Origin of the sequence: Rhodococcus sp. IC4_135, from assembly GCF_011602025.1 — a bacterium.
Lineage (GTDB): Bacteria > Actinomycetota > Actinomycetes > Mycobacteriales > Mycobacteriaceae > Rhodococcus_F > Rhodococcus_F baikonurensis.
The window spans coordinates 58319-82092 of the sequence record NZ_JAAOLG010000015.1 but is presented as its reverse complement, the minus strand read 5'-3'; the positions used below and the strand labels follow the sequence as shown (position 1 = coordinate 82092).

Annotated in this window: 28 protein-coding genes; 14 read left to right on the top strand and 14 right to left on the bottom strand. The window is 62.4% G+C overall.

Annotation, left to right across the window (positions count from 1 at the left end):
• Positions 1-183: 183 nt before the first annotated feature.
• The 8 genes from G8767_RS23465 to G8767_RS23430 all read left to right on the top strand — a co-directional run bounded on the left by G8767_RS23465 (position 184) and on the right by G8767_RS23430 (position 6683).
• On the top strand, positions 184-774 hold the full coding sequence (locus G8767_RS23465) for a MauE/DoxX family redox-associated membrane protein (RefSeq protein ID WP_166812078.1): 591 nt from the start codon (positions 184-186) through the stop codon (positions 772-774).
• 43 nt (positions 775-817) lie between these two features.
• Entirely contained in the window at positions 818-1426 is a 609-nt protein-coding gene (locus G8767_RS23460; RefSeq protein ID WP_095972032.1) for a redoxin domain-containing protein, read from the top strand.
• 75 nt (positions 1427-1501) lie between these two features.
• Positions 1502-2173, top strand: coding sequence for a methylamine dehydrogenase light chain (locus G8767_RS23455; protein ID WP_029256402.1), 672 nt, complete (start codon positions 1502-1504; stop codon positions 2171-2173).
• On the top strand, positions 2170-3489 hold the full coding sequence (locus G8767_RS23450) for a hypothetical protein (RefSeq protein ID WP_166812076.1): 1320 nt from the start codon (positions 2170-2172) through the stop codon (positions 3487-3489). The genes G8767_RS23455 and G8767_RS23450 overlap by 4 nt, the downstream gene beginning before the upstream one ends.
• Complete coding sequence (locus G8767_RS23445) at positions 3486-5075, top strand: multicopper oxidase family protein (RefSeq protein ID WP_166812074.1); 1590 nt, start codon at positions 3486-3488, stop codon at positions 5073-5075. The genes G8767_RS23450 and G8767_RS23445 overlap by 4 nt, the downstream gene beginning before the upstream one ends.
• Positions 5076-5101: 26 nt before the next feature.
• Positions 5102-5449 (top strand): plastocyanin/azurin family copper-binding protein, encoded by a 348-nt coding sequence (locus tag G8767_RS23440; RefSeq protein WP_003940240.1) that lies wholly within the window; start codon positions 5102-5104, stop codon positions 5447-5449.
• Positions 5449-5772, top strand: coding sequence for a cupredoxin domain-containing protein (locus G8767_RS23435; protein ID WP_166812072.1), 324 nt, complete (start codon positions 5449-5451; stop codon positions 5770-5772). Before G8767_RS23440 ends, G8767_RS23435 begins: the two co-directional genes overlap by 1 nt.
• A 74-nt stretch (positions 5773-5846) precedes the next feature.
• On the top strand, positions 5847-6683 hold the full coding sequence (locus tag G8767_RS23430) for a methylamine utilization protein (protein WP_166812070.1): 837 nt from the start codon (positions 5847-5849) through the stop codon (positions 6681-6683).
• A 95-nt stretch (positions 6684-6778) separates the two neighbouring features.
• Here the strand turns inward: G8767_RS23430 and G8767_RS23425 are convergent, their stop codons facing one another.
• Genes G8767_RS23425 through G8767_RS23400 form a run of 6 tightly spaced genes read right to left on the bottom strand, consistent with a single transcriptional unit; the run spans position 6779 to position 13959 of the window.
• Complete coding sequence (locus G8767_RS23425; RefSeq protein WP_166812068.1) at positions 6779-7468, bottom strand: YdcF family protein; 690 nt, start codon at positions 7466-7468, stop codon at positions 6779-6781.
• A 25-nt stretch (positions 7469-7493) separates the two neighbouring features.
• The gene (locus G8767_RS23420) at positions 7494-9227 is read right to left on the bottom strand and encodes an ABC transporter ATP-binding protein (RefSeq protein ID WP_166812066.1); all 1734 of its coding nucleotides are present in this window, start codon (positions 9225-9227) and stop codon (positions 7494-7496) included.
• Positions 9224-11038 (bottom strand): ABC transporter ATP-binding protein, encoded by a 1815-nt coding sequence (locus G8767_RS23415; RefSeq protein ID WP_346843026.1) that lies wholly within the window; start codon positions 11036-11038, stop codon positions 9224-9226. The genes G8767_RS23420 and G8767_RS23415 overlap by 4 nt, the downstream gene beginning before the upstream one ends.
• The gene (locus tag G8767_RS23410; protein ID WP_095972024.1) at positions 11035-11382 is read right to left on the bottom strand and encodes a cupredoxin domain-containing protein; all 348 of its coding nucleotides are present in this window, start codon (positions 11380-11382) and stop codon (positions 11035-11037) included. Before G8767_RS23410 ends, G8767_RS23415 begins: the two co-directional genes overlap by 4 nt.
• A gap of 10 nt (positions 11383-11392) precedes the next feature.
• Positions 11393-12940, bottom strand: a complete 1548-nt coding sequence (locus G8767_RS23405; RefSeq protein ID WP_166812064.1) for a multicopper oxidase family protein — start codon at positions 12938-12940, stop codon at positions 11393-11395.
• Complete coding sequence (locus tag G8767_RS23400) at positions 12937-13959, bottom strand: ABC transporter substrate-binding protein (RefSeq protein WP_166812062.1); 1023 nt, start codon at positions 13957-13959, stop codon at positions 12937-12939. Before G8767_RS23400 ends, G8767_RS23405 begins: the two co-directional genes overlap by 4 nt.
• Before the next feature lie 146 nt (positions 13960-14105).
• Here G8767_RS23400 and G8767_RS23395 point away from each other — a divergent pair, with 146 nt between their 5' ends.
• On the top strand, positions 14106-14837 hold the full coding sequence (locus G8767_RS23395; protein ID WP_166812060.1) for a TetR/AcrR family transcriptional regulator C-terminal domain-containing protein: 732 nt from the start codon (positions 14106-14108) through the stop codon (positions 14835-14837).
• Between the two features lie 65 nt (positions 14838-14902).
• On the opposite strand, the gene G8767_RS23390 is transcribed toward G8767_RS23395, so the two are convergent.
• The gene (locus G8767_RS23390) at positions 14903-16066 is read right to left on the bottom strand and encodes a lipase family protein (RefSeq protein ID WP_166812058.1); all 1164 of its coding nucleotides are present in this window, start codon (positions 16064-16066) and stop codon (positions 14903-14905) included.
• 175 nt (positions 16067-16241) lie between these two features.
• On the opposite strand from G8767_RS23390, the gene G8767_RS23385 reads away from it, so the two are divergent.
• A complete protein-coding gene (locus tag G8767_RS23385; RefSeq protein ID WP_166812056.1) occupies positions 16242-16682 on the top strand; it encodes a VOC family protein in 441 nt (146 codons plus the stop codon).
• A 21-nt stretch (positions 16683-16703) separates the two neighbouring features.
• On the opposite strand, the gene G8767_RS23380 is transcribed toward G8767_RS23385, so the two are convergent.
• Positions 16704-17303, bottom strand: coding sequence for a TetR/AcrR family transcriptional regulator (locus G8767_RS23380; protein WP_095972116.1), 600 nt, complete (start codon positions 17301-17303; stop codon positions 16704-16706).
• Positions 17304-17345: 42 nt separating this feature from the next.
• A complete protein-coding gene (locus G8767_RS23375) occupies positions 17346-18779 on the bottom strand; it encodes an FUSC family protein (RefSeq protein WP_124569078.1) in 1434 nt (477 codons plus the stop codon).
• A gap of 58 nt (positions 18780-18837) precedes the next feature.
• On the opposite strand from G8767_RS23375, the gene G8767_RS23370 reads away from it, so the two are divergent.
• A complete protein-coding gene (locus G8767_RS23370) occupies positions 18838-19353 on the top strand; it encodes a MarR family transcriptional regulator (protein ID WP_166812054.1) in 516 nt (171 codons plus the stop codon).
• A gap of 1 nt (position 19354) precedes the next feature.
• Here G8767_RS23370 and G8767_RS23365 read toward each other — a convergent pair whose 3' ends face one another.
• On the bottom strand, positions 19355-19759 hold the full coding sequence (locus tag G8767_RS23365; protein ID WP_019745591.1) for a PaaI family thioesterase: 405 nt from the start codon (positions 19757-19759) through the stop codon (positions 19355-19357).
• Positions 19760-19880: 121 nt separating this feature from the next.
• On the opposite strand from G8767_RS23365, the gene G8767_RS23360 reads away from it, so the two are divergent.
• Positions 19881-20321, top strand: coding sequence for a helix-turn-helix domain-containing protein (locus tag G8767_RS23360; RefSeq protein ID WP_166812052.1), 441 nt, complete (start codon positions 19881-19883; stop codon positions 20319-20321).
• Between the two features lie 2 nt (positions 20322-20323).
• Here the strand turns inward: G8767_RS23360 and G8767_RS23355 are convergent, their stop codons facing one another.
• From G8767_RS23355 to G8767_RS23340, 4 genes are all read right to left on the bottom strand, one after another.
• The gene (locus G8767_RS23355; protein ID WP_030536493.1) at positions 20324-20779 is read right to left on the bottom strand and encodes a PPOX class F420-dependent oxidoreductase; all 456 of its coding nucleotides are present in this window, start codon (positions 20777-20779) and stop codon (positions 20324-20326) included.
• Positions 20780-20812: 33 nt separating this feature from the next.
• The gene (locus tag G8767_RS23350; RefSeq protein WP_166812050.1) at positions 20813-21337 is read right to left on the bottom strand and encodes a hypothetical protein; all 525 of its coding nucleotides are present in this window, start codon (positions 21335-21337) and stop codon (positions 20813-20815) included.
• Positions 21338-21407: 70 nt separating this feature from the next.
• The gene (locus tag G8767_RS23345) at positions 21408-22223 is read right to left on the bottom strand and encodes a DUF72 domain-containing protein (protein WP_166812048.1); all 816 of its coding nucleotides are present in this window, start codon (positions 22221-22223) and stop codon (positions 21408-21410) included.
• 30 nt (positions 22224-22253) lie between these two features.
• Positions 22254-22436, bottom strand: coding sequence for a hypothetical protein (locus G8767_RS23340; RefSeq protein ID WP_095972013.1), 183 nt, complete (start codon positions 22434-22436; stop codon positions 22254-22256).
• Between the two features lie 81 nt (positions 22437-22517).
• Here G8767_RS23340 and G8767_RS23335 point away from each other — a divergent pair, with 81 nt between their 5' ends.
• The gene (locus G8767_RS23335) at positions 22518-22838 is read left to right on the top strand and encodes a GYD domain-containing protein (RefSeq protein ID WP_095972012.1); all 321 of its coding nucleotides are present in this window, start codon (positions 22518-22520) and stop codon (positions 22836-22838) included.
• A 44-nt stretch (positions 22839-22882) separates the two neighbouring features.
• Positions 22883-23731 carry an LLM class F420-dependent oxidoreductase gene (locus G8767_RS23330; RefSeq protein WP_172436651.1) on the top strand — a complete coding sequence of 283 codons (849 nt, stop codon included), beginning with the start codon at positions 22883-22885 and terminating at the stop codon, positions 23729-23731.
• Positions 23732-23774 lie beyond the last annotated feature (43 nt).

Genomic DNA, 23774 nt, shown 5'->3' with positions numbered 1-23774 from the left:
GGCCGACGATACCCTGCCCCGCCGGCAGCGGCTTCACCTGCGAGTTCTCCGATTCTCACACGACAACTGCTCTCTCAGTTGCACCTCGTCCAGGCGTAGCGCGGTCGACGCGGATTCGCAGCATCGCCCGTACAGGATGTGTCCCACACACCACCGGCACTACCTGAGAGGAACGGAGGAAGCATGGGCTTGGTCAGCGCCACCACTTCGGCGATCATCGGATTCGTTCTCCTGCTCGCCGGCATTCCCAAGCTGAACGAGCACGACGGGGTCCTTCGTTCAGTGCGCGGATACAAAGTGTTGCCGGTACGACTCGAAGCGCCGATCGCTCGCATCCTTCCCGTCGCGGAAACCGTCGTAGGCATCCTTCTGGTTCTCGGCGTTGCCCATCGCCTCGCTGCCTTGGCTGCTGCCGTCATGTTCGCGTCGTTCTTCACGGGCCTCACGATCAACCTCCTGCGTGGGCGACGCGATCTGGACTGCGGTTGTTTTGCATTCGGAGTCGGCGAGATTCCGCGAATCGGATGGTTCCACGCCGTTCGTGCCGGAACACTCGCGGTGATCGCTGTGGCAGTGGCGGCCACCGCCGGACAGGCTGAGATCGGCGTCCAGGTCGTGGCGGCGACCTTCGGATTCCTCCTCGTTCTGGCTGGAGTTGCTCTCGCACAGATTCGTTCGGTGGTCCATCTGGGGCGACGCCCTGTCGACGATTACCTGTCGAGCGCCTCCATCCGACTCCGCACCGCCGAAACCACATCCCGGTACGGCTCGTGAACCACACCCACCGCACCGAAAACTCGAAGGCAGGACTTCCACGATGACCACTTTCCTTCTCGTCGCGACCGTGATCCTGGTGATCGCCGTAGCCGTTCTCTTCCTGATGGTTCTTGCTCTGGCTCGTGAAATCGGCCGCGTCCAAGTACGTCTCGGACCTCTTGGCGCCCGGATGATGGATACCGGCCCCAAGGTCGAACAGGTCGGCCCGTCGTTTGCCGGTCTGATCGACCAGGAAGGACGAACCGTCGGAGTCGGTGGTCACCGCGACAAGCCCCAACTCCTGCTGTTCACAGCACCGAGTTGCTCGACGTGCAAGAGCCTTCTTCCCGGCGTAAGGGCAATGGCCCGAGCCGAATCGGATCTCGACGTGATCATCATCTCCGACGGAACACCCGAGGAGCATCGCGAGTTCCTGGCCGGCAGCGGGATCGGTTCCGAGCTCAGTTACATCGACGCTCGCGACGTCGGTATCGCGTACCAGGTGGGCACCACTCCGTACGGCGTGATTCTCGACGAGCACGGCAAGATCCGAGGGAAGGGCCTGTGCAATCACATGGCTCAGGTGGAAAGCCTGCTCAATGCACTCGAAACCGGCACCCCCTCACTCCAGCACCTTCATGCCCAGGCGAAATCCGGCAGCGCGGCCTGATCTTCCCGCACAGTTCGATCCTCTTCACGAATCAGGAGAAAATCGTTGGACGACAATGAATTCCCGCAGCACAACATGACTGAGAACCGATATCCCGTCGACGAGGCGACAGTTCAGGCCCAGGCCGAATGGATGGCCGGCCAAGGCGGTTCGCTCACCAGTCGAACCGGACGCAAACTTTCCGAACGAGTTTCGCGGCGGTCCATGATCAGTCGGATCGGCAAGTGGACCATGGGTGTGTCAGGAGTGGCACTGATCAGCACACTTCCTGTGACGCGTAGTGCCTTCGCCCAAGAGCCCGAGGTTCCTGCACCGGCACCTGGCCCCGAACCCCTTGTCCCTGTCTACGACGGTAAAGATCCGGCCGAGTGCGAGTACTGGCGCTGGTGCAACATGGACGGAACGTCTTGTGCCGCATGCAACGGCGGCGGTGTCACCACCTGCGCCCCCGGCAGCAAGCCCGGCGCAGAGTTCTGGGTCGGATGCTGCACGAACCCTGATACCGGTAAGACCTATCTGATCGCCTACTACGACTGCTGTGGTGCGCCTTCGTGTTCCAACGCATTCTGCGGCGAACCGGACATGCAGGCCGTGATGTACAACCCGGTCTCCGGAAGCTACGACCAGGAAATCATCTGGTGTGTCTCCGACGAGTCTCAGGCATACACCTGCACGATGGCGCCCATCATCGGTGAGGACTGCCAGACTCGACCGGCCGAGCGCCCCAAGGTCGGTGCCGGATCATGAGCAGTCCGCGAACCCGAAAACTGGCGCGCCCCGCCGTTGCCGTCATCCCACTCACCGTCGTACTCGCGCTGGCCGGTTGCAGTTCGTCCGACGACGACGAACCGTCCAGCGCAGGTGATGTCACCTATCCGACAGTTCCGTTCACTGCTCCGGGCGAGGGAATCTCCCTCGGACACGACGACCAGGAAATCGGCGATACCATTCCCGAGCCATTGCACGTCGGTTCGATCACCCCGATCGCAGCTGACCGCCTCCTCGGCGTCGAAGGTGGATTCGGCCAGCTCGAGCTCAGCGTCAACGTCATCGATCCGAAGACCGGTGTGGCCGAGAGCCGGATCACCGTCGGCCCGGGCATCTGGGATCCGGTCATTCACGGATTCGTCGGGGATTCCGCCGAAGATCCTGCGGTGCTCGCTGCGGAGGTGTGGCGCCCCCGAGGTTCCCGTGGCGCAGCCGATTTCACGGTCAGCACCTACTCCGGCAACCTGCTGGAACCAGCCGAGGTCATGCTTCCGGACGTCGCACGCGTACATTCCCGTCCCGGCTCCAATGCGGTGACCTCGGACGGCAAGTTCTTTGTCACTTGGGATGACGGTTTGTACGGCATCAGAGTGGTCGATCTCGAGAAGAAGGAAGCAACCGGCGCACTCCAGATAGTCGGCTGCGGTCCGTTCACGTGGATGGTCGATCACGAGCTGTACAGCGTCTGCGAGGACTCCCGGGAACTGCTACACGTCACGATCGGTGACGACGGTGTTCCCAAGGAAACCGCCCGAAGCAAGGTCCTACCCGAAGATTTTGTCTCCACCCGAAAGGTCACGTGGGCATCGGAAGCACAAAAAGCCTTGCTGGTCAGTGAGAACGGCGATGTGTACGTCTTCGACTTCTCCAACGGACTGCCTCAGGAAGGTGTCAAGCCGATCGGGAACGCTGGGCAGGACTCCGGTCGATTCTCGGAGAACGTCATCAACGCCGACGCAACCCGGCTCGCAATCGCGTACACGGACACGGCTATTCATCCGGACTCTGCTCGGGGAGGCTCACTGGTCAAGATCGACCTGTCCGACGCAACGACCTTCGCCCCGGTGAAGAGCTTGACGCTTGCAGACCTCGGCCTGACAGACATCAAGAGCATGACCTTCTCCGTCGACGGCGCCACGTTCTACGTGCTCGGTTCGGGACCAGAAGTCGAAGGCTCCGCTCCGCAGAAGATCGTGGGTTACAACGCGAGCACCGGTGAGCAGGTCAGTTCCGTCGATGTCTCGGGCAACGTCGGGGATGTCAGCGGGTTGATCACACCAGAAGTACTCCGATGAGCCGTCCCGGATCCGGTGTGGTGATGGGCCGGCGCCGCTTCCTGAGTTTGGGAGCGCTCGGCGCCGGAGCACTCGGGCTCGGCGCCATGGGGACGATTGCCGGATGCAGTTCCACTGCAGCATCTCCGACGCCCACGACCGATCTCGACTACATCCTGCCCGCCGACCCCGAAGTTGCCGCCGCAGAATCGGCGCGAGCCTGGAACGGGACCACCGCTGCGTTTGCCCTTGCCGCCGGATTCTCGACGGTAGATCTTGGCGGACGCCTCGTGGACACGTGGACGTACGGAGGCGCTGCGGTGGCTCCGGAACTTCGACTGAAGTCCGGTGACCGGGTGAACGTCAGCGTCCAGAACGGCCTCGACGCCGAAACAACACTGCACTGGCACGGAATTCGAATCCGCAACGACATGGACGGCGCGGCACCCACCACGCAGGCTCCCATCGGAGCCGGTTCGAGTTTCGAGTACAACTTCATCGCCCCGGATCCGGGAACGTACTGGTACCACTCGCACAGCGGATTACAGGCCGATCGGGGGCTCTTCGGCGCCATGATCGTCGAGGATCCGAACGACACCACCGGGGCCGACGTCGATGCCGTCCTGGTGCTCGACGACTGGCTCGACGGATTGGGAACCAACCCGGATTCCGTCCTGATGGCCCTGAACCCGGCAATTTCGGGCGGGCACGGCGGACACGGCGGTGGGGCAACAACTCCGGCGGAACACCCGGAAGCCGACATGTCCGTCGCGCAGCAGTTGGTGAGCGGCGGACACGGTTCTTCCGAACCACTCGGCGGGATGACTCAACACATCGCGTATCCGCTGCACTTGATCAACGGGCGGCCACCCGATGATCCTGCTGTCGTCACTGCAGCGCCCGGTTCGACCCTGCGACTACGAATCGTCAACGCAGCGGCCGAAACTCCGTACCGGTTCGCTGTGGCCGGTCACGAGATGACAATCGTCGCTACCGACGGCTACGACGTGGAGCCAACTCCTGCCGACACCATCATCGTCGGCATGGCCCAACGCTACGACGTATTGGTGACGGTGAAGTCGGGAACATGGCCGGTGGTAGCGAAGGTCGAGGGCCGAGATGGTTATGCGTCGACCGTCCTACGCAGCACCGACGCGTTGGCCCTGGCGAACCCGGATGTGAGCGGAAACCTCTCGGAGCTGGCCAGGCGGCTGGTAACCGAAAGCGAACTCCGGCCAACGGAATCCGCACGGCTCGAGACGAAGACGCCTGATCGCGACTACCACATCGAGTTGATCCAGGCCGGCGATCGATACGTGTGGGGAATGGCGGGAGCCGATGCGGGCAAGCTCGTCATGAAACAGGGTGAACGGGTCCGCATCACGATGAAGAACACGTCCACGATGTGGCATCCCATGCACACCCACGGCCACACCTTTGCGGTACCGGATTACGGCGGGCTTCGCCGCGACACCGTGAACGTCCTACCCGGCACCGAGCTTGCCATCGAGTTCGACGCCGACAACCCCGGCGAGTGGATGTTCCACTGCCACAACGCCTACCACTTCGAAGCAGGCATGACGGCAAATCTGCGTTACGTCCGCTGACAAGTCGAAGAATGGAGAAAACCCTCATGAAGAAACTCGTTCCCGCTTTCCTCGCAGCCTGCGCGGCATTGAGCCTCACCGCCTGCAGTAGTGACGCCGGTGCGTCGTCTGACGAACCTGCCGTCGTGATCGAGGTGAAGAACATGGCGTACACACCAGCATCGGTCACCATCGAGAAGGGGCAGACCGTCGAATGGAAGTTCGACGACAGCGGACTCCCCCACGACGTGGTCGGCAACGGTGATCTCGACGGGAAACTGAAGAGCGAGTTGCTCACCGAGGGAACCTTCTCGTACACGTTCGACGACGCCGGCACCTTCACCTACCACTGCACGCCCCACCCGATGATGGTGGGCACCGTGATCGTTCAATAGTGAGGAGGTGGATCGCCGGCTTCGTCCTCGCCGTCACAGCAACGTATGTTTCGTCTTGCGGCACAGAAGATCCCGTCCCCGACGTGGTGGTCGAGATCAGCAATGTTCAGTTCAGCCCGATGGACGTCACCGTGGAACACGGCGGCACCGTCGAGTGGCGCTTCGACGACGGTGGACTCCTGCATCACGTGGAATCACCCGGTCTGTTCGACAGTGGTATCACCGGAGACGGAACGTTCCGGCACACGTTCGAGAGCGTCGGCGTCTACGAGTATTCGTGCTCCGTCCACCCGTACATGATCGGAGTCATCACAGTGCTGTGAACTCTGGCTCATCACTTTTCGCTGCGACTTCGACTCAATACTTTTCCTGAACGACAAACACTTCGGAGGATCTGATGACTACTGTTCTCTCACACGGCCCACTGCAGACCGATGTTCCTGACATCCGGCCGACCCTTCAAGGCTCCGTCGGCACCGCGACCCGTGTCAGCCTCGTCGCGGCGGGCGCTGCTGCGGGTGCCGGCCTCGCACTCGTGGCCACGCCGTCCGCGACAACAGCTTTGACCACAGCTGTTATCGGCGCCGGACTGGTTACGTCGCTGGCCGCGAACTGGTCGACCTGCGGAATGTCCGTCGCCGGAGTTGTTGCCGCGCCGAAGCAGGTAGATCGGAAGGGATCCTCGACTCCCGTCCGCCGACTCGGCTGGCACGCACTGGGTTCGGTCACGACGGGGGCCGTCACCGGGGCATTGATCGGCGCCCTCGGTGCGACGATGTCCGGCTACGTCCCGATCAGCTGGGCGCTGGGCGTCTGGGCCGTCGTCGCGGTTGCGTACGGGCTGCACGAGCTGGGTGCAATGAAGATGCCGACTCCGATGCGGCGCCAACAGCTTCCTCGTCATCTGCGCCGCACCATGGCGCCCTGGAAGGTCTCGCTGATCTTCGGCGCGATCATCGGCCCGGGATTTCTGATCTTCATCCGCTCCAGTGCGTACTACCTCCTGGCGCTCGGCGTCATCGCCTCGGGTTCACCGGCTCTCGGCGCGGCGCTGTTCACGGTCGTATCCCTTGGCCGCTGCATGCCCAGCCTCGCGGCAATCGTGCACACCAAGCGTGGTGGCTCGATGCCGGGATTCCTCTCGATCATGTGCGTCGTGGACCGTCGCGTGCAGAGCGTCACCGGCGCGGCATTGATCGCACTGGGAGCATTTGCCGCCGCAGCACTGATCTGACTGTCGAGCTAGCACCCTTCATCTCGAGTGAACACACGCTCCGACTCTCGGGAGCGTGTGTTCACTCGACAGAAACCGTGCGCACTCACCCCGCGTCAGGGAATCGACAGCGCCACCTGGACCGAGTCCTCCGACGGCGACGTCACCTTTGCGTCCCGACTCCACAGCATGTCCAGCGCTGCCTTGGGCTTGGCAAGAACCCACTCCCGCGCGGCGTTCTTGATCAGCGTCGGAGTTGCGCACCCGCAATCGCTGTTCACCCCGTCTGCGTCGATGCCGACGTCTCGGCACAACGCCACAGCGCGTGGCACGTGATACCCCTGAGTGACGATCAACGCCTTGGTCACCCCATACGTATGTATGGCCCGGAAGCAGGTGTCATAGGTGTCGAGGCCGTAGGGATCCCCGACGATGCGACGCTCATCGATTCCCTTCTCCACCAGGTAGTTCGTCATCGCCGCGATCTCGTCACCCGAGCCTCCGTTCGCGTCGCCGGAGACCAGGATCGCTTTAGCCTTTCCCGCTTCCACCAGTTCGACTGCTGCGTCCAGTCGCCCTTTCAGGAACGCCATCGGCTTACCGTCCTTGATCTGCGCGCCCAGCACGATCACCACCGGAGCGTCGGGAGCATCGGCGGCGTCCGACGTATGTCCGGCCGACGCCACGGAAATCCACACGATCGAGCCCGCGTAGACAACTGCTCCGAGCACCGCAACGCCTGCGACCCATCGAGGCCATCGGCGCTTCCGCGGCGGTTTCACCGGATCTGCAGCGGCTTCGTCCATTCTTCGATCAAACCACACGGTTTGCTCATGGCTCTCGCGCTCGGTCGATCCTCCATCCCTCCGCGCCACTGCGCTCGGCCCACAGATCCGAGTACTTTCCGCCGTGCGCGATCAGGTCTTGGTGAGAACCCACCTCTTCAACTGTGCCGCCTTCGAGAAACACGATGTGATCTGCTCCCTGAATAGTCGACAGGCGGTGAGCGATGACCACCACCGTTCGACCACTGGCCAATCGGTGAATTGCCTCGGTGATCGCTACTTCGTTCTCGCCGTCGAGGGCGGAAGTCGCTTCGTCGAGTAGAACTATCGGAGTGTCCTTGAGGAAGGCGCGCGCAATCGACACCCGCTGACGTTCACCGCCGGACAGCAGCGATCCGCCTTCACCTACTCTCGTCTCTTCGCCGCTCGGCAGACGATCGATCACTTCGCCTAGTCTGGAATCGACCACCGCTCGGCGGACCTCCGACTCGGTGGCATCCGGTCTCGCCAACCGAACGTTCTCCACAATGGTTCCGTCGAACAGGTAAACCTGCTGCGAGACAGTCGATATCCGAGACATCAATGCTCTCGTTCCGATGTCGCGAACATCTACTCCCCCGATCGACACCGTTCCTTCGTCAACGTCCCAGAATCTGGAGATCAGCCGAACCAGCGTTGTCTTTCCGGAACCGGAAGGGCCGACCAACGCGGTGACCGAACTTTCCGGGAATTCGAGGCTCACGCCACGAATCACGCGATCCGGGCCGTAGCCGAAGGAGACCGAATCGAACCGAATATCATACGACGTAGGCTCTTTCGGCACCTCAGGCTCCGCCAGCACCGGTACATCGATCATCTCTCGGACAGATCCGAGCGACACCCGGGCCAGTGAGATACCTTCACCGAATCCTGCGAGCATTTGCATCGGCTCCACGAACCTCACGGCCAACACGAGAACAACGATCACGCTTGCGGTGTCGATGGACCCGGTGGTGACCAGCAGTGCCGCCAGAGCCAGTACGGCAAGGAAGGCAACCTGAACCACGATCATGAAGCGCAGCAGATACTTGTCGACCGAGCCGATTTCCTGGAGGTGTGCGTCCCGGTTGGACACAAGAGCTTCGTCCAGCCGATTCCATCCTTCGTCACTCTTACCGGCTGAGCGCAGAACCTGTTGCGCCTGTGCATATTCGACGACGCGCGATGCCAATTCGGATTCACTCTTTCCAATCGCCTCGTATTCGGGCACAACCGCCCGCTGCACGTTGCGGTAAGCGCGAACCCCCAGTGGAACGAAGACGACCATCGCGAAGGACAATCTCCAGTCGACGAACAGGACAGCGATCGCCACGGTCGCGGGAGTGACGGTCACGGTGACGAGTTGCGCGACGATCATTCCCGGGATGCTCATCAAGATCGCTGTGCCCTCGGTGACCAGACGAGTGAACGCTCCACGGTTTGCCTTACTGAACCACCCGAGCGGAATCTGCACCAGATGCTCGCCCAGTCGGTGCATGATTCCACCGGCAAAACGCTCGATTCCGATGCGGTACGCACGATTCTCGGCTATCCACCGTACGGCGCCGCAGGCCGCCGCCACGAGAGCAGCCGAGACAACCCATGGAATTGCAGCGCCGTAGTCGCCGCGGACAACCGCTTTCAGTATCGGGATCGTCAAGGCGAAAACGACACCCTCGAGTATCCCGGCGAGCGTGAAACCTACTATCTGGCCTCGCATCCCGTTGTCTCGTCCGAGGATCTCGTCCAGGTCCCGAATCATTGAAGTACCTTCCGCGGAGTCATGTCCTCGCCGAGGGGATTCTGGAGCGCCCACATCCGCGCGTAGGTTCCCCCGAACTCCGACAGCTGTTCGTGTGTACCCTTCTCCACAATTCTTCCGTCGTCGAGTACGAGTATCTGGTCCGCGTAGCGGATGGTGTGCAGTCGATGAGCGATCACCATCATGGTGCCGCCGTCTGCACTGATCTCGCCCAGCGCCCGTTGAAGGGCCGCTTCGCTGTGGGGATCGGCCTGCGAGGTCGCCTCGTCCAGGATGACGATCGGCGGATTCTGAAGGATCGCGCGAGCGATGGTCAGGCGTTGCTTCTCCCCACCCGACAACTCACCACCCGAACTACCACCGATCTCGGTGTCGTACCCGTCGGGCAGTCGCATGATCACGTCGTGAATCTGCGCCCGCTTCGCTGCTGTCTCCACCTCCAGATCGGTTGCATCCGGCCGACCGAGCCGAATGTTCTCGCGCACGGTATCCCGTAAGAGGACAACATCTTGGAAGACGATGGCCATCGATTTCAAGACTTCACGACTGGACTGATCTCGTACATCGCTTCCACCGAGGCGAACAGACCCGTCCGTCACGTCCCAGAACCGCGGAAGTAGACGTGCCAACGTGGTCTTTCCGGAGCCGGACGGTCCGACGATCGCGGTAACGGTGCCCGGCTGCATCTCGAAGGAAATATTCTCGAGGACGCGCTGCCCGGCGGTGTATTCGAATCCGACGCAATCAAACTCGACCAAGGTGCCCCGAGCCGAGACCGGCTCCTGGGGTTCGGCCAACGCGGGTTCGCCGAGAATGCCCTCGACGTGAGTGGCTCCCAGTTGGCCTTCGCGGTAGAGGTTGGCCATCGTTCCCAGATGGAGAACCGACGACGGCACACCTATCCCGACGACCAGAAAAGCAACAAGAGCTACCGGGGTGATCCAGCCCCCGGAGAGCAGTGCAATCCCCGTCGCCGTGATGACCACGATGAGCACCGCCGGAGAGAGAAGGATCGACATCGCGACCACCGGCCTTCCCATCCCCGACATCCATCGCACGCACACCGCGACCATCGAATCCACAGCACTCGAGTAGCGCGCGAACGCGCGACTCCCACTCCCGTACGTCTTGACAACCTCGATGCCGTCACCCAGTTCGACTGTTGCAGAGGTCAATGTCGCCATGGCGCGGTTCCACGAGTCGACGTTCGTTCGATACGCATTGCGCATCGATGGTGCGGTAAGGGCGAGACACACTCCGATGTAGCCGACCAGGACAAGACTGAACTTCCAGTCGATCGCCACCAGATAGACCAGAGCCACTACCGGCGACAGGATGGCAGGCACCACGTCGGCAGGAAGATGAGCGACGAGGAGATGCATCCGTTTGACGTCGTCGGTCATCGCTTGTTTCACTTCACCGGTTCCGCCGTTTGCGAACCACCCCAGAGGAACTCGGGACAGGTGCCGCGCGATACGCGAGCGGATCGAGTACTTGAAGTGTGCGTCGGCGGTGTGACACACCGTCAGGGCCGCGTTGTAGACCACGAAACCGAGAACTGTGCCCGCTGCGCCGATCGCGGCCCACCACCAGATCACGTTCAACGACGTGCCGGTCAAGAGCACTCGTGCGATCTCGACCACCGCAACGTAGGGCAGAAAGCGCAGCGGCACCGACAACGCAGACAGACCCGCCCCCAGGAGGAGTCGATCTCTCACCGGCGCGATCATCCTGCCCAAAGCGTCGCGGTCGACGAGTCCGCGCGAATCATCCGAGGCTGCAGCCTCGTTCACTTTCATGTCGTCACTCACTCTTCGACGATGATCGTGCCGGTCATGTTCGGATGTGGTGTGCATGTGTACGTGAAGGTTCCGGCTTTGTCGAAGGTCTGGCTGTAGGTTCCACTTCCTTGCAGGTCACTCTTGGTCCCGAGTTCCGCGAACACGACATCGTGTGGCATACCTTGATCCTCGAAAATCCACGTGACGGTCTGTCCCGTGTGCACGGTGACGGAGTTCGGCGTGTACGCAAGGTTCTTCACCGAGATCTCGACCGGCGTCTGCTCGGTGGATCCCGTCGAATCGCTACCGCACGACGTCAGGGTAAACACGGCTGCAACAGCGATCAAAGTGGTCAACCCGGTGCGAACTGACATTCTGCTCTCCTCATCGAACGTAGTGGAGGTCGGCAGTCATCCCGGCCTCGAAGTGGTACGCGTTGTGACAATGGAACATCCACCGTCCTGGATTGTCGGCGTCGAAGTCGATCGCCAATTGTGTACGCGGAAGCGAAATCACGGTGTCTCGGCGAAGCCCGCCGTACGAGGGAACCGAGAAGGTGTGCCCGTGGGTGTGCATCGGGTGCCACATGTCGGTGTTGTTGTTCATGACGATTCGTATTCGCTCGCCCTGCTTCATGATCAACCGACCTGCGTCGGCGCCCGCCATTCCCCAGACGTATCGATCGCCGGCTTGAATGAGATCCACCGAATACTCACGATCCGGCACCTGATGCTCCAGCGCGCCGAACGGGCGAAGCACTGATTCCAGAAGGAGTCGGCCGCCGGAACCTGACAGCACTGCAGGAGAAGTCAGGTCGACGCTCGCGACCGAATCCGGTGTCCGAAGCAGGCACGCAGCGCCACCTGTCTTGCCTTCCACCTTCGCGGCTATGGGCCACGAACCAGACTGCACCGTCACCAATACGTCGTATCGCTGCGCGGGCGCGATCAGAATCTCGTCTCCGACCGCGTAGGAGACGTCCTGCCCGTCAGCACTGACAACGGTCAACTCGTGCCCGGCTACGGAGAATCGGTAGGGAGTCTCGGCCCCGGCATTGATCACCCGCAGGCGGAGTCGCGTCCCGGCCGGCGCACTGACGACGAACGGATCTTCTGCCGATCGTCCGTTGATCAGGTGCAATGGATAGGTGATGTGCGTTGCCATGCCGCCGAGCGCTGTCGAACTCCCGTGGCCGTCCTCGAGAAGTTGTGCAGCAGAATCGATCTCTGCTTCGTCGATTTCCGGCGGCGGCCCTCCGTGTCCGTGGTGTCCTCCCTGAACTTCCGGAGACAGTGCACGTAGAACTGCATCCGGGGTTGTTCCCAGCCCGTCCAGCCAGTCGTCGATCACGATGACGACATCTTCGTCGGCTCCGGTCCGGTCGTTCGGGTCCTCGACCACGAGTGCACCGAAGAGGCCTCGATCAGCCTGCAACCCCGAATGGGAGTGATACCAGTAGGTTCCGTGGTCGGGAGCCACGAAGTCGTAGGTGAACTCGGCACCTGGTTGGATTCGTTCCTGGGTGATCGGCGGGACACCGTCCATGTCGTTGCGGATCGCAATGCCGTGCCAGTGCACTGACGTCTCCGACGAAAGGTCGTTCTGCAACCGCAGGTTCAGCCGGTCTCCCTTGGAGATTCGGATCTCCGGGCCAACTGCTTCTGCTCCGTACGACCACGTGTCGACGTGTCTGCCGCCCAGATTCACCCGAGCCGGTGCGGCTGTCAGATTCCGCTCAACTGTACGTCCGCTACGAAACCGCGATTGCTCGGCAGCACGAACTTCATCGTCGAACGGCGAAATTTCGGAACTGACTTCATTCGCCACACTACGGCTGCACGCACTCAGCGCCACAGAGCCCAGTGCCGCAGATCCGAACGTCACAGCTCCCCATCTCAGCGCCAGGCGCCGACTCAACGCACTCGAACTCATGCCGTCAGCGCCGTGAATTCCTGATAGCGGTTCGCAGCAACAGATTCGGTACCGGTGCCGGCCAGATTGCCGCCAGCCATGGCGTCCATGTCCTCGATCATCCAGAAGGTGGCAAAGGGGTGAGTAGCGAGCCACATGTCCCCGTTGACCTTGGCCACCCGGTTCTCCTGCGCCGCCGAAAGACTCGAGAACCCGGGGACGCTGGCAACCTTGCCGAATTCGTATACACCCTCGTCGAAGACGGCAACGATCCGAGCGTCCTGCGCCGGAATCGCCTCATCGGACAGGGGTGCATACGGTAGGCCTCCCGCGGCATTCGCTCGCTGCGATTCGGGACGCCCGAATCCGCTCTCCGCCAACAGCAACGAGGGCGGTGCTTGCTCGGTGGTGGTGGCAAGAATGCCAGAGCTGCTCATCAGCACCGACACGGTGTTCGCTTCGCCACGGGAGCGAGCAGAGACGTCAGAGATCTTGCCCTCCAAAGCGCCTGTCAACTTGTCGGCAACCGACTGACGATCGAAGGCCCGACCGAAGAAGGCAAGATTCTCCCGCCACGGAGTGGTCACGGCAGGGACCGGGACTGTGGGAACCGTCGATGCGATGGAGTCGTAGTAGCTCCGATCGCCCATCGACGTGAAGATGACCAGTCCCGGATCCTGGGCGAGGACCTGCTCGATCGGCGGCGCACCGAGCGGCGGCACCGTGACCACCTCGGTACCTGCCGAGGCCAGGATGTCCTGGCCGATCTCCGATCCCCAGGACGTGAAGACCACGTCGGGCGTGATGCCGACGGCAAGGAGACCGAGTGCGGCGTATTCGTCCAGGGAAACGATTCGCCCGAGGTCGTCCGGAACCGACGTCTCACCGAATTCGTGGGTCACGGCATGCGTTCCCTCGGCAAGTTCCGTCGTCTGTCCCGCCTCACTCGAGCTACAGGCGGCCGCAGTCAGGGCAACGACACTGACCAGCAGCGAAGCACCCAGCTTCGATAGATAACCGGGTCGCGTTTTCAACTTCATGGTGTCCTTCAGCTTCGAAAAATCGGGGGTTCGCTACAAATCGGAGCACTGCTCGGATTTGGCAAGTAAACCTCACCTAAGTTCATCCGTCAATCGGTTGCGCCCAGTGCATGCCCCGATCCGACGCCGCTAAGCTCGGTCGGACCATGACTGCGCCATCACCTGACAAGAAGCCCACCGCGACATCACAGCGCCGCCGGAGCTACAACACCGGGATCACTGCGGACGCCGTGCTGACCGTGGCACTCGGGCTCAGTCGCGAGCACGGAGTCGAGGGGTGGTCGCTGCGGCAGTTGCTCAGCGAACTCGATACGTCGTTCTCCGTCGTCTATCGACTCGTCGGAGATCGCGATGCGCTCTCGGCGGCGGTGGTCGACAGCGCGATTTCGGCCGTGAGCGTGCCGTCCGCAGAGAGAGATTGGCGCCAATGGCTGACACATCTGCTCGTGCAAATGCGAGAAGCGCTGGTCGAGTGTCCGGGTGCAGCGCAGTGGCTGTTGATGAACGGCGTTGCCACCGAGCGCAGCCGGGAACTCATGGAGGCCGGATTGGCATCGCTGACCGACGCCGGGTTCGGAGCGGAAGCCGCCCAGGCTTACACCGTCGCCTTCACCTCGACAACCACACTGATAGCCATGCACGACGCCAGGCGCATTCCCAGCGGGGAGCCTTCACCCGATCACGGCGCAATGCTGGATCAGCTGAGCAAGGACGGGCCCACAGATCCGCGTTCATCGATGGAGGCACTCATCGGGAAATTCGCCGGCCCACCGGATACTGCGGAAGCGACACGGGCAGAACACTATCGCTACACACTCGACCGTGTCCTCGACGGCCTCGAGGCGCGGCTGGACGCAATCAAAGAGTCGCGGAAATGACCCGAGGGGCCGCTGTCGCACGTGTGCGACAGCGGCCCCTCGAATGATCTGGACTCTGGGTACGACTAACGGAACAGGTTCGCGACGAACGGAATCGTGTCAGCCTGCGATTCGACCAAGGCGCCGCTGTGATCGGTGTTGTAGGTCTTGAACGTGACCGGCTCACCATTTGCGACCAAGGCTGCAACCAGCGAAAGCGCCGACGGCGCAGGGACATCCACGTCGAGCAGTCCCTGCCCGATGAAGATGGGGCGATCGTATCCGCTCGTCGGCACACCCATGTAATCGTTCAACAGACCCTGGAAGTTCGGGATCTGACTGAGCGGGCGGGAGAAGATGTCACCGAGGACCAGATCCTTGGATGCCTCGTCCAGGTCTGCGGCGCAGAGCTTTTCGGCCGAGTCGACCTTTTCCCGTCCCAGTTCGTTGAGATACGAGTTCAGGTCGATCTCGGGGTGCGCTTCCCGCAGGCCCGCGAGGATGTAGAGCGCGTACGAGGTCAATCCACCGCCGAGTGCGATGGGTGGGAAGCCCGGACCTGCAGGCAGGAGGGTCAACTCGATGTTGGCCGGCACTCCGGTGCCCACGCCGCCGCGGTAGTCGAGCGAATCCCCTCCGTACTCGGTGGCGTAGCGGGCCGTCGTGATGGCCGCACCGCCGCCCTGCGACTGCCCGACCACCGCCCAACGATTCGAGATGGTGGGGTCGATCACCCGGGCTGCCTTGACCGAGTCGACTACGCTGTGCGCCTCCACCTTTCCGTCGAGGTACGGCATCAGCCCTGGTGTTCCCAGACCGACGTAGTCGGTGGCGACGACGGCGTAGCCCTCCGAGAGCCAGCGTCCCAGGTACGGGTAGTCACGTTCGGGCAGGCCGGGACCCACCAGCGAAGGGGCACAGGAATCGTCGAGTCCGGTGGTGCCGTGCGCCCACGCGATGACGGGCCAACCGCCTTCCGGAGCGGGACCGGCCGGGACGTAGTACGCGCCACTGCTGAGCGCGGGTCCGCCATTGGAACCGATGGTCCAGTACGTGAACCGCTTGGCGTCGGCGGTACCCGGAATCCACAGATCTTTCGGCAGCGGCTCACTGGACACCACCGTGCCCGTGGCCTGCGACGCACTCGGCGCCTGCGCGGACGCGACGGGCGCGGCCACTGCGGAGCCGATGGTTGCAGCGCAGAGCGCAGCGATGGATATGCGGGCAAACGATTTCGACTGGAATTTCACGTCTGACGACTCCGGTTCTTGCGGTGGGCGACCTCGTTGGACGTTATCGTAGATTTTGTTTAACCGATCGGTCAAGCAAAATCTTGCGGCTCGACAACACGAACATGTCGAGATCCCGGCCCCGACTCCGACCTAGCATCGAACCGGCACGAAACAACCGCAGGAGGATGGATCCATGGCACACGTACAGCGTTTCGACCACATCGGCATCACCGTCGCGAACCTCGAATCGGCAACGGCGTTCTTCGTCGGACTGGGGCTCGAACTGGAGGGCACCGGATCCGTGGAGGGTGAGTTCGTGGAAACCGTCTGCGGTATCCCTGGAGCCAAGTGTGAAATCGCGATGCTGCGCCCTCCTGGCGAAGGGTCACGGCTGGAGCTCTCGTCCTTCGTCACACCCGACCACGTGCCCGGATCGACTGCTCCGATGGCCAACGAGATCGGGCTGCGCAATGTTTCCTTCGAGGTAGGCGACCTGCAGGCGGCGGTCGACGCGGTGGCTGCGGACGGTTACGGGCTCATCGGCGGGATCGGCGAGTACGAGAACAGTGTGCGCATGGCCTACGTCCGAGGACCGGAAGGGATCATCGTGTCTCTGTTCGAGCAGATCGGCTGAGGCGTCACGACTACCGGACCGTCAAATCGCCTTCCAGGAGCTGACCAGAGCGCCCATCGCAGCCGCGAATTCGGCAAATGCCGCGTCAATTCTGACGCGGTCACCGGTGGTCACGAGATCGAGCGTCAACCCCCGAATCTGCGCCAACACGATCGTCGCGTAACGATCAGCGCGATCGGGCGGACATCCATGTGCGAGCGCAGCTTCCGTCAAACCACCCAACCAGTCCCCCACCACATGATCGAGAAACTCGCGATACCGCTCCGGATGCAGCAACGCCTGTCCGTAGATCTCGAACATCAACCGAAAGTTCGGCAACGATTCCGCTGACGTACGCCGATTCCAGTAACTCGTCATCATCTCGACGATGTCGGCCCCGGAAGAGATGTCGAGAGAAGAGCTGTCTCGCAGGGTGGCGACTACTTCAGTGAGCAGTTGTTCCTTCGAACCGAAATGATGGATGAGTGTCGCATGGCTGATCCCCAGGTCCTTGGCCAACGGCCGCATGGACAGTTCACCGACGCCGTTCGCCGTGACGTACGCGGTTACCTGCTCGAGCAATTCGGCACGGCGATGCTGGTAACGCAGTTTCCGGCCGTCGATCGGCGTGCTGTCCTCCACCTGCAGGAGCCTACGGAGGATGGGAAACACAGCAGCACTGGGTCACACGGTGACGTGGTGGCGATCCGATCGACTGATCGTGACAGCGGCGACGACAACACCGATCACCACGCCGATCAACGTGTCCGCGACGCGAGCCACTGCCGCTTCGGTCCCGATCGGAGCGCTGAAACCGATGAGGAGGAGTGCCATCGGGGTGACGGCCAGCGACGTCAGCGCATAGTTCTTGATCACGAGCAGCTCCGCAGCAGTCTGCAGAATCACGACCACGGCAACGGCTTGCCAGTAACCGAGCGTCAGCGCAATGAGCCCGGCAGCGACGACGGCGCCACCGACATTTCCCACCAACCGCTGAATCCCGCGCTGGACGGTCTGCTTGTAGTTCAGTCCCTGCATCGCGGCGATGGCACCCATCGACGCCCACAGCGGATGCTCCAGCCCGGCTCCCGCTGCGAGCCAACCAGCCAGGGCCGACGCTGCCACGATGCGGAGAGCATTCATTCGGACCGGGCGCGAATAGAGCCGATTCAGTCCCTCGAGGAAATAGCCTTCGGGCGCGGCCAGGGTTCGTGCCGGCGCAAGGTCGTGTTCGATCATGCTGGAGCGCTTGAGCTTCCGCAGCTCCTTCTCGTGCCGAGCGATGCTGCGAATCAGGGTGGCGTCGCCGTGCAACTGCCACTGCTGTACTGCCGCTTCTGCCTCGTCGAGCACCGCGACCAATTCGCGGCCGTGATCGACGGTCGACTTGATCCGGCCACTCGACGCTATGACCAAGCGGGCGTTGGCAATCGATCCGAGCGCCGGTTCCACTCCGCCTGTGCCGGACTGTTCGAGACGCCCCACCGCAGAGACTGCACGAGCCACGGCCAGGCGCGCAGGGCCCATCGGCAAGACGAGCGCTGGGAGCATCGCGGCCACCCAACCGACCAGAACTCCGAGCGCACCGGCAGTCACCAGTCTCGCCAGATCATCGACACTGGAGGCATATCCGGCTGCACCGGTCGCCGCGAAGACGAGGATGACCGGCCCTGGTCCGGTGATCCGGAAGCCCGACATGAAGCAGTACGACGCACCGGCCAGCAGCGAGAGGATGCCGATCTGCAACCAGGTCGGAACGCCCACAACACCCATGGCGCCGCCGAAAGCGATGGAAACCACCAATGCGGCACCGACCATCGCCAGCTTGCCGGCCAACCGGGGATACGGCTCGTACCTACCGAAGGCGGCACACAGCGCACCCAAGGCCGCGAAGCCGGCCAACTCCCGATGCCCGAGCAGTCCGCCGACCACGAGCACTACGGCGGTGGCGAGTCCGACCCTGATCGCGGGCGCGATGGTCGCGTCCGCGGACCCGATGCGAAAAGCCGCTCGCCACGTCGCCCCGGAGACGGTGTGTGCAATGGCCTCACTCGAATGAGTGAGACGGCTGGGCATCCTGGCTGCGGTTTCGGTTCGGGTCACCGAACCAGCATACATTTATTTCACTAGTAAATTACTTGTGAAGTAATGTGAATTCTGTCGCCAAGATGGGTCCATGGGCGTGGCAGACAGATCCGAAGACGACTTCATCGACAGAGTCCGTCGCGAATGGAAGCGCGCCTACCCCGACTTCGACACCGCCCCCGTCGAGGTGATGGGCCGGATCGCCCGCATCAACGCGCAGTCTCTTCACCAACTCGACCGCGCACTGGCGTCCAGCGGGGTCTCTCGCGCCGAATTCGACGTGATGAGCGCGCTCGCTCGCAGCGACCGTCCCCTGCGGGCGAGCGAAGTCACCGCCGTCACGATGGTCAGCGGCGCCGCCACCACAAAACATGCGGATCGCCTGGCCAAACTGGGCTACGTCGAGCGTCAGCGTTTCGAACACGACGGGCGAGTGGTTCTGCTTCAACTCACCGATGCCGGCCGAGCCTTGGTCGAGGCAGAGTTTCCCCGACGCGTCGAGCGAGACCGTCAAGTACTGACCGGACTCGACGAGGACGAACGTGCCCAGTTGACGGCACTGCTCAAAAGAATCTCGCTCAACATCGACTCGGGGATCTGGGACTGACCTACTTCGGCAGCGGTACGTTCTGCAAGCGCACCTGACCGCGCGCGACCTCTTTGCCCGATTCCGGATCGGTGATGACCACCGACCACAACTGCTGAACGCGGCCCTGCTGTATCGGCACAGCCACGACGTCCACGCGCCCACCCGTACGGGCCCGCAGGAAATCCGTTCCGTTGTGCACGCCGACGGCGAATTCGCCACGATCTGCCACTGCAGTGCTGGCTCCGATGCTCGCGGCCGACTCGACAGCAGTCGTGTAGACGCCGCCGTGGACTACACCCCACGGCGTGTGATGCGCCTCGGACAGATCGATGTGCCCGACGACCTTCGTGCCGGAGACCTCGTCCAGTTGCAATCCGGCAGCGCTGACAAATCCGCTTGCTGCCTCGAGATTCAATTCCGTCATGACGACCCCTCATCTGCTCCGTTGGATTTCTCGACCCACCTTCCGCCCTCGAATACATGCCGTCAAGTGCTAAGTTGGAATTCCCAACCAACTTTTTCGACAAACAGGGGACCCAGAGACGATGGCGACAAGAGGACGCAACTGCTCCATCGCCAACGCCTTGGAGGTCGTCGGCGAGAAATGGTCACTTCTGGTGCTCAGAGAAATCGTCCTCGGGCAACGACGGTTCGACGAGATCGCCGCGGGCACGGGCGTCAGCCGTGACATCCTCGCCGCGCGTCTGCGGACCCTTGTCGACGCCGACGTCCTCACGAAGCGTCGCTACGAAGACCATCCACCGCGCTACGAATACGTCGCCACCGAATCAGGGAAGGCGCTTTACCCGATCCTGATGGCGCTCATGGAATGGGGAGACACCTTTGCGACGACGGGTCCGCCGCCAACCGTCGTCGAACATCGTTGCGGTGAGATCCTGCACGCCCGAGTTGTGTGTGCACACTGCCAAGAACCGCTGGCCGCCAGAGACGCGCACGTAGTCGAACTCTCGCCGCCTGCTCGATAGCGTCAGCGTCCGGGCGGAAACCCGCCTGTTGCGATCGGACCCCACGAGTCGACGGTGACACGGATCAGGCTCTTGCCCTGCTTGCGCATGGCTTCGCGGTACTCGTCCCAATCGGGATGATCACCGGCGATGGATCGGTAGTAGTCGACCAGCGGTTCCACCGAATCCGGAAGATCGATCAACTCCGCAGTTCCGTTCACCTGGACGTACGGCCCGTTCCACTCGTCGGAGTGGATACACAGAGACACCGCCGGCGTGCGGCGGACATTCGCCGCCTTGGCCCGTTCCGGGTACGTGGAGATGACGATCCGCCCCTCGTCGTCGACTCCACACGTCACCGGAGAGATCTGCAGTTCGCCCGATTTCTTCACCGTCACGAATGTGGCCCGATGGCGCGGCCTGACGAATTCGAGGAGTTCTGCAAACGACACACGATCTGCGCTGGCGATCTTGGACATGACCTCAGCCTAATTCGATTTACGAGCTGACGCTCAGGGCATCTCGATGGTCTGAGCACGCGCGATTTCGTCGATTGCACGAATGATGTACGCGCTCTGAGCTTTCTTCACTCCGGTCGACAAGCTCCCGATGACCAGAACCGCCGAACGCAGGTACGCGCCGTGCCCGATGCGGAACGAATCGTCCTCCAGATCCGAAATCCCGAGCGCCCCGGTATAGACCGCAGCGAGCGCCTGCACGTCCAGATCCGGCAGCCACACGATCGTGGACTTGGCGCAGGCAGTCAGTGCGTCCTGCACGTCCTCACTGGACAAGCCGTCGGGATGCGTGTCCTCGAGCAATTCGCGCACGATCGCCGCGTGAACCGAACTGACCTGCTCGAAAGAGAGCCCGCGCAGTTCTTCGACGGCACCGCGCAGTCCGTCACGATTTGCCGCCCGCACCGCGGCGAGTGCGTCGGCCGTGGCGTCGGCGATGTCACGGGCCACCTTCGGCCAATGCGTCGGCCAGCTCTGTTCGGGCGTCCGCTGTTCTGGCGTCCGCTGTTCTGACGTCATCGTGATGTCTCCTCGGTCTTCGCGTTCACGCGGAAGCCTGCCACAGCCCACCGACAGGCGAGACGATCCGTCAGCGCAACCGATCCAACAGAGACATTGCGTTATGCGGCGCAAAGCCTTTCATGTCGTTGTCGAAGTAGACGTACACATCGAGGCCCTCGTCCGCCCAGGCCTGAAAGCGCTTGGACCACTTGCCCAGAGCTTCGTCGGTGTACCCACTCGCATACAACTCTTTGTCCCCGTGCATCCGCACGTAGACGAAGTCGGTAGTCGGAGTGGTGATGCGGGGGTACCTGCCGGCGGTGTCAGCGACGACGAAACCGATGGAGTGCTCGCGCATCAGGTCGACGGCTTCGTCGGTTTCGAAACTGGCGTGCCGCGCCTCCACGGCGTAACGAATCGGCGCGTCCCTCTCCGTCTGGGCGAACACTCTGTCGTCGGTGAGCTTGTCGTCGTGCTGAGCTGCCAGATCGGCTGCAGCCTGCGTGGTGCGGGGAAGACCGTCGAAGAAGTCGACCAACCGCTGCGGTTCGAACTGCAGCGTCGGAGGTAGTTGCCACAGAATCGGCCCGAGCTTGGGTCCGAGGGCGAGTGTCCCGGCGGCGAAGAAGTTGGCGAGTCCGTCACGGGCGTCGAGCAGCCGTTTCATATGCGTGATGTACCGGCCGCCCTTGATCGCGAACACGAAATTTTCGGGAGTTTCACTGCGCCATTTGGTGTAGCTTTCCGGCTTCTGCAGCGCATAGAACGAGCCGTTGATCTCGATCGACGTCAATCTCTCTGCGGCATAAGACAATTCTTTGCGGTGAGCAAGACCTTTCGGATAGAAATCTCCGCGCCACGCGGGATACGTCCACCCGGAGATACCTACCCGAATATCTGCCATCGCCTCAGACTAAGCGGCAGTCGAGAGTTTTTACACTCCCGCGCTGAGCGCCACGGATACCGGTACGACGGTCAGGCACACCACCGCGGCGACGAACAACGCGATCACGAGGCGACGGTCCCACTTTCCGCGTGCACCACTGGCAGCCAGCATGAAGATCACAAAACCTACACACACGGACACGATAGTCACGATCACCGGAGTTCCAACCATGCCGTGATTGTCCCCTACCCATTGCCACCGAGCGCCCTACGGGTACACGATCGAAGTACCCATCCCGAGCTAGGAGTGGAAATGCCGAAATACCTCTGGCAAGTGACGTACTCACCCTCCGGCGCCGCCGGCCTACAGCAGGAGGGAGGCACTGCACGGCGCGACGCGATAGCCCGAATGGTCGAAAGCATCGGCGGCACAGTCGAATCCTGCCACTTCGCACTGGGCGGTCACGACATGTTCGTGATCGGCAACCTGCCGGACGATGTCGCAGCCGCCGCATTGAGCATCCGCACAGCTGCAGCAGGTGCAGCACGCTCGGAGTCGATCACACTACTCACGCCGGAGCAGATCGACGAGGCAGTCAAGCGACCGACCGACTACCGAGCGCCGGGCAAATGACGGCGGAAGGAATAGATCCCGGCAGCGGCCGAGTTGCACCCGCTGTGACGGAGACTACGCAAACACCTGACCTGGGCACCTACGGAATCTGGCGCGGAGCGGCTGGTTTGCCGCCCGAGCTGGGAACCGCGATCGAGAAACTCGGTTTCGGCACCATCTGGATCGGCGGCTCACCGCGGGCCGATCTACGAATCGCCGAGAAACTTCTCGACGCGACCGAGCACATCACCGTGGCGACCGGAATCGTCAACATCTGGTCCTCGCCTGCGGCCGAGGTGGCGGAGTCCTATCACCGACTCGAAGCCGCACATCCGGGGCGATTCCTCCTCGGTGTTGGTGTCGGACACCCGGAGGCGACCGGCGACTACACCAAGCCGTACGCCTCGCTGGTGTCGTACCTCGACGAACTCGACGCGGCCCAGGTCCCGGAATCGCGGCGCGTTCTCGCCGCACTGGGACCGAAGGTGTTGAAACTGTCCGCAGATCGCGCCGCCGGCGCGCATCCGTACCTGACCACCCCCGAACACACGGCCGAAGCTCGCGAAATCCTCGGACCCTCGAAGATCCTGGCCCCGGAGCACAAGGTTGTTCTGGAAACCGATCCGGAGAAGGCCAGAGCAATCGGTCGCCCCGCCGTTGCCAATCCGTATCTGTACCTACGCAACTACACGAGCAATCTCGAGCGCCTCGGTTTTGCACCCGAAGAGTTGGCGAACGAGGGAAACGATCGCGTCATCGACGCTCTGGTTGCGCGCGGTACCGCGAAGTCCATCGCGGATCGGCTACGCGAGCACGTCGCGGCGGGCGCCGATCACGTTGCGATCCAAGCACTTCCCGCCGAGGGTGATCCACTTGCGACCTACGAAGCACTGGCCGCCGAACTTTTCGGCTGACGGGAAACCCTTGACTTGGATAAGTCATGTCCGAGTATACTTG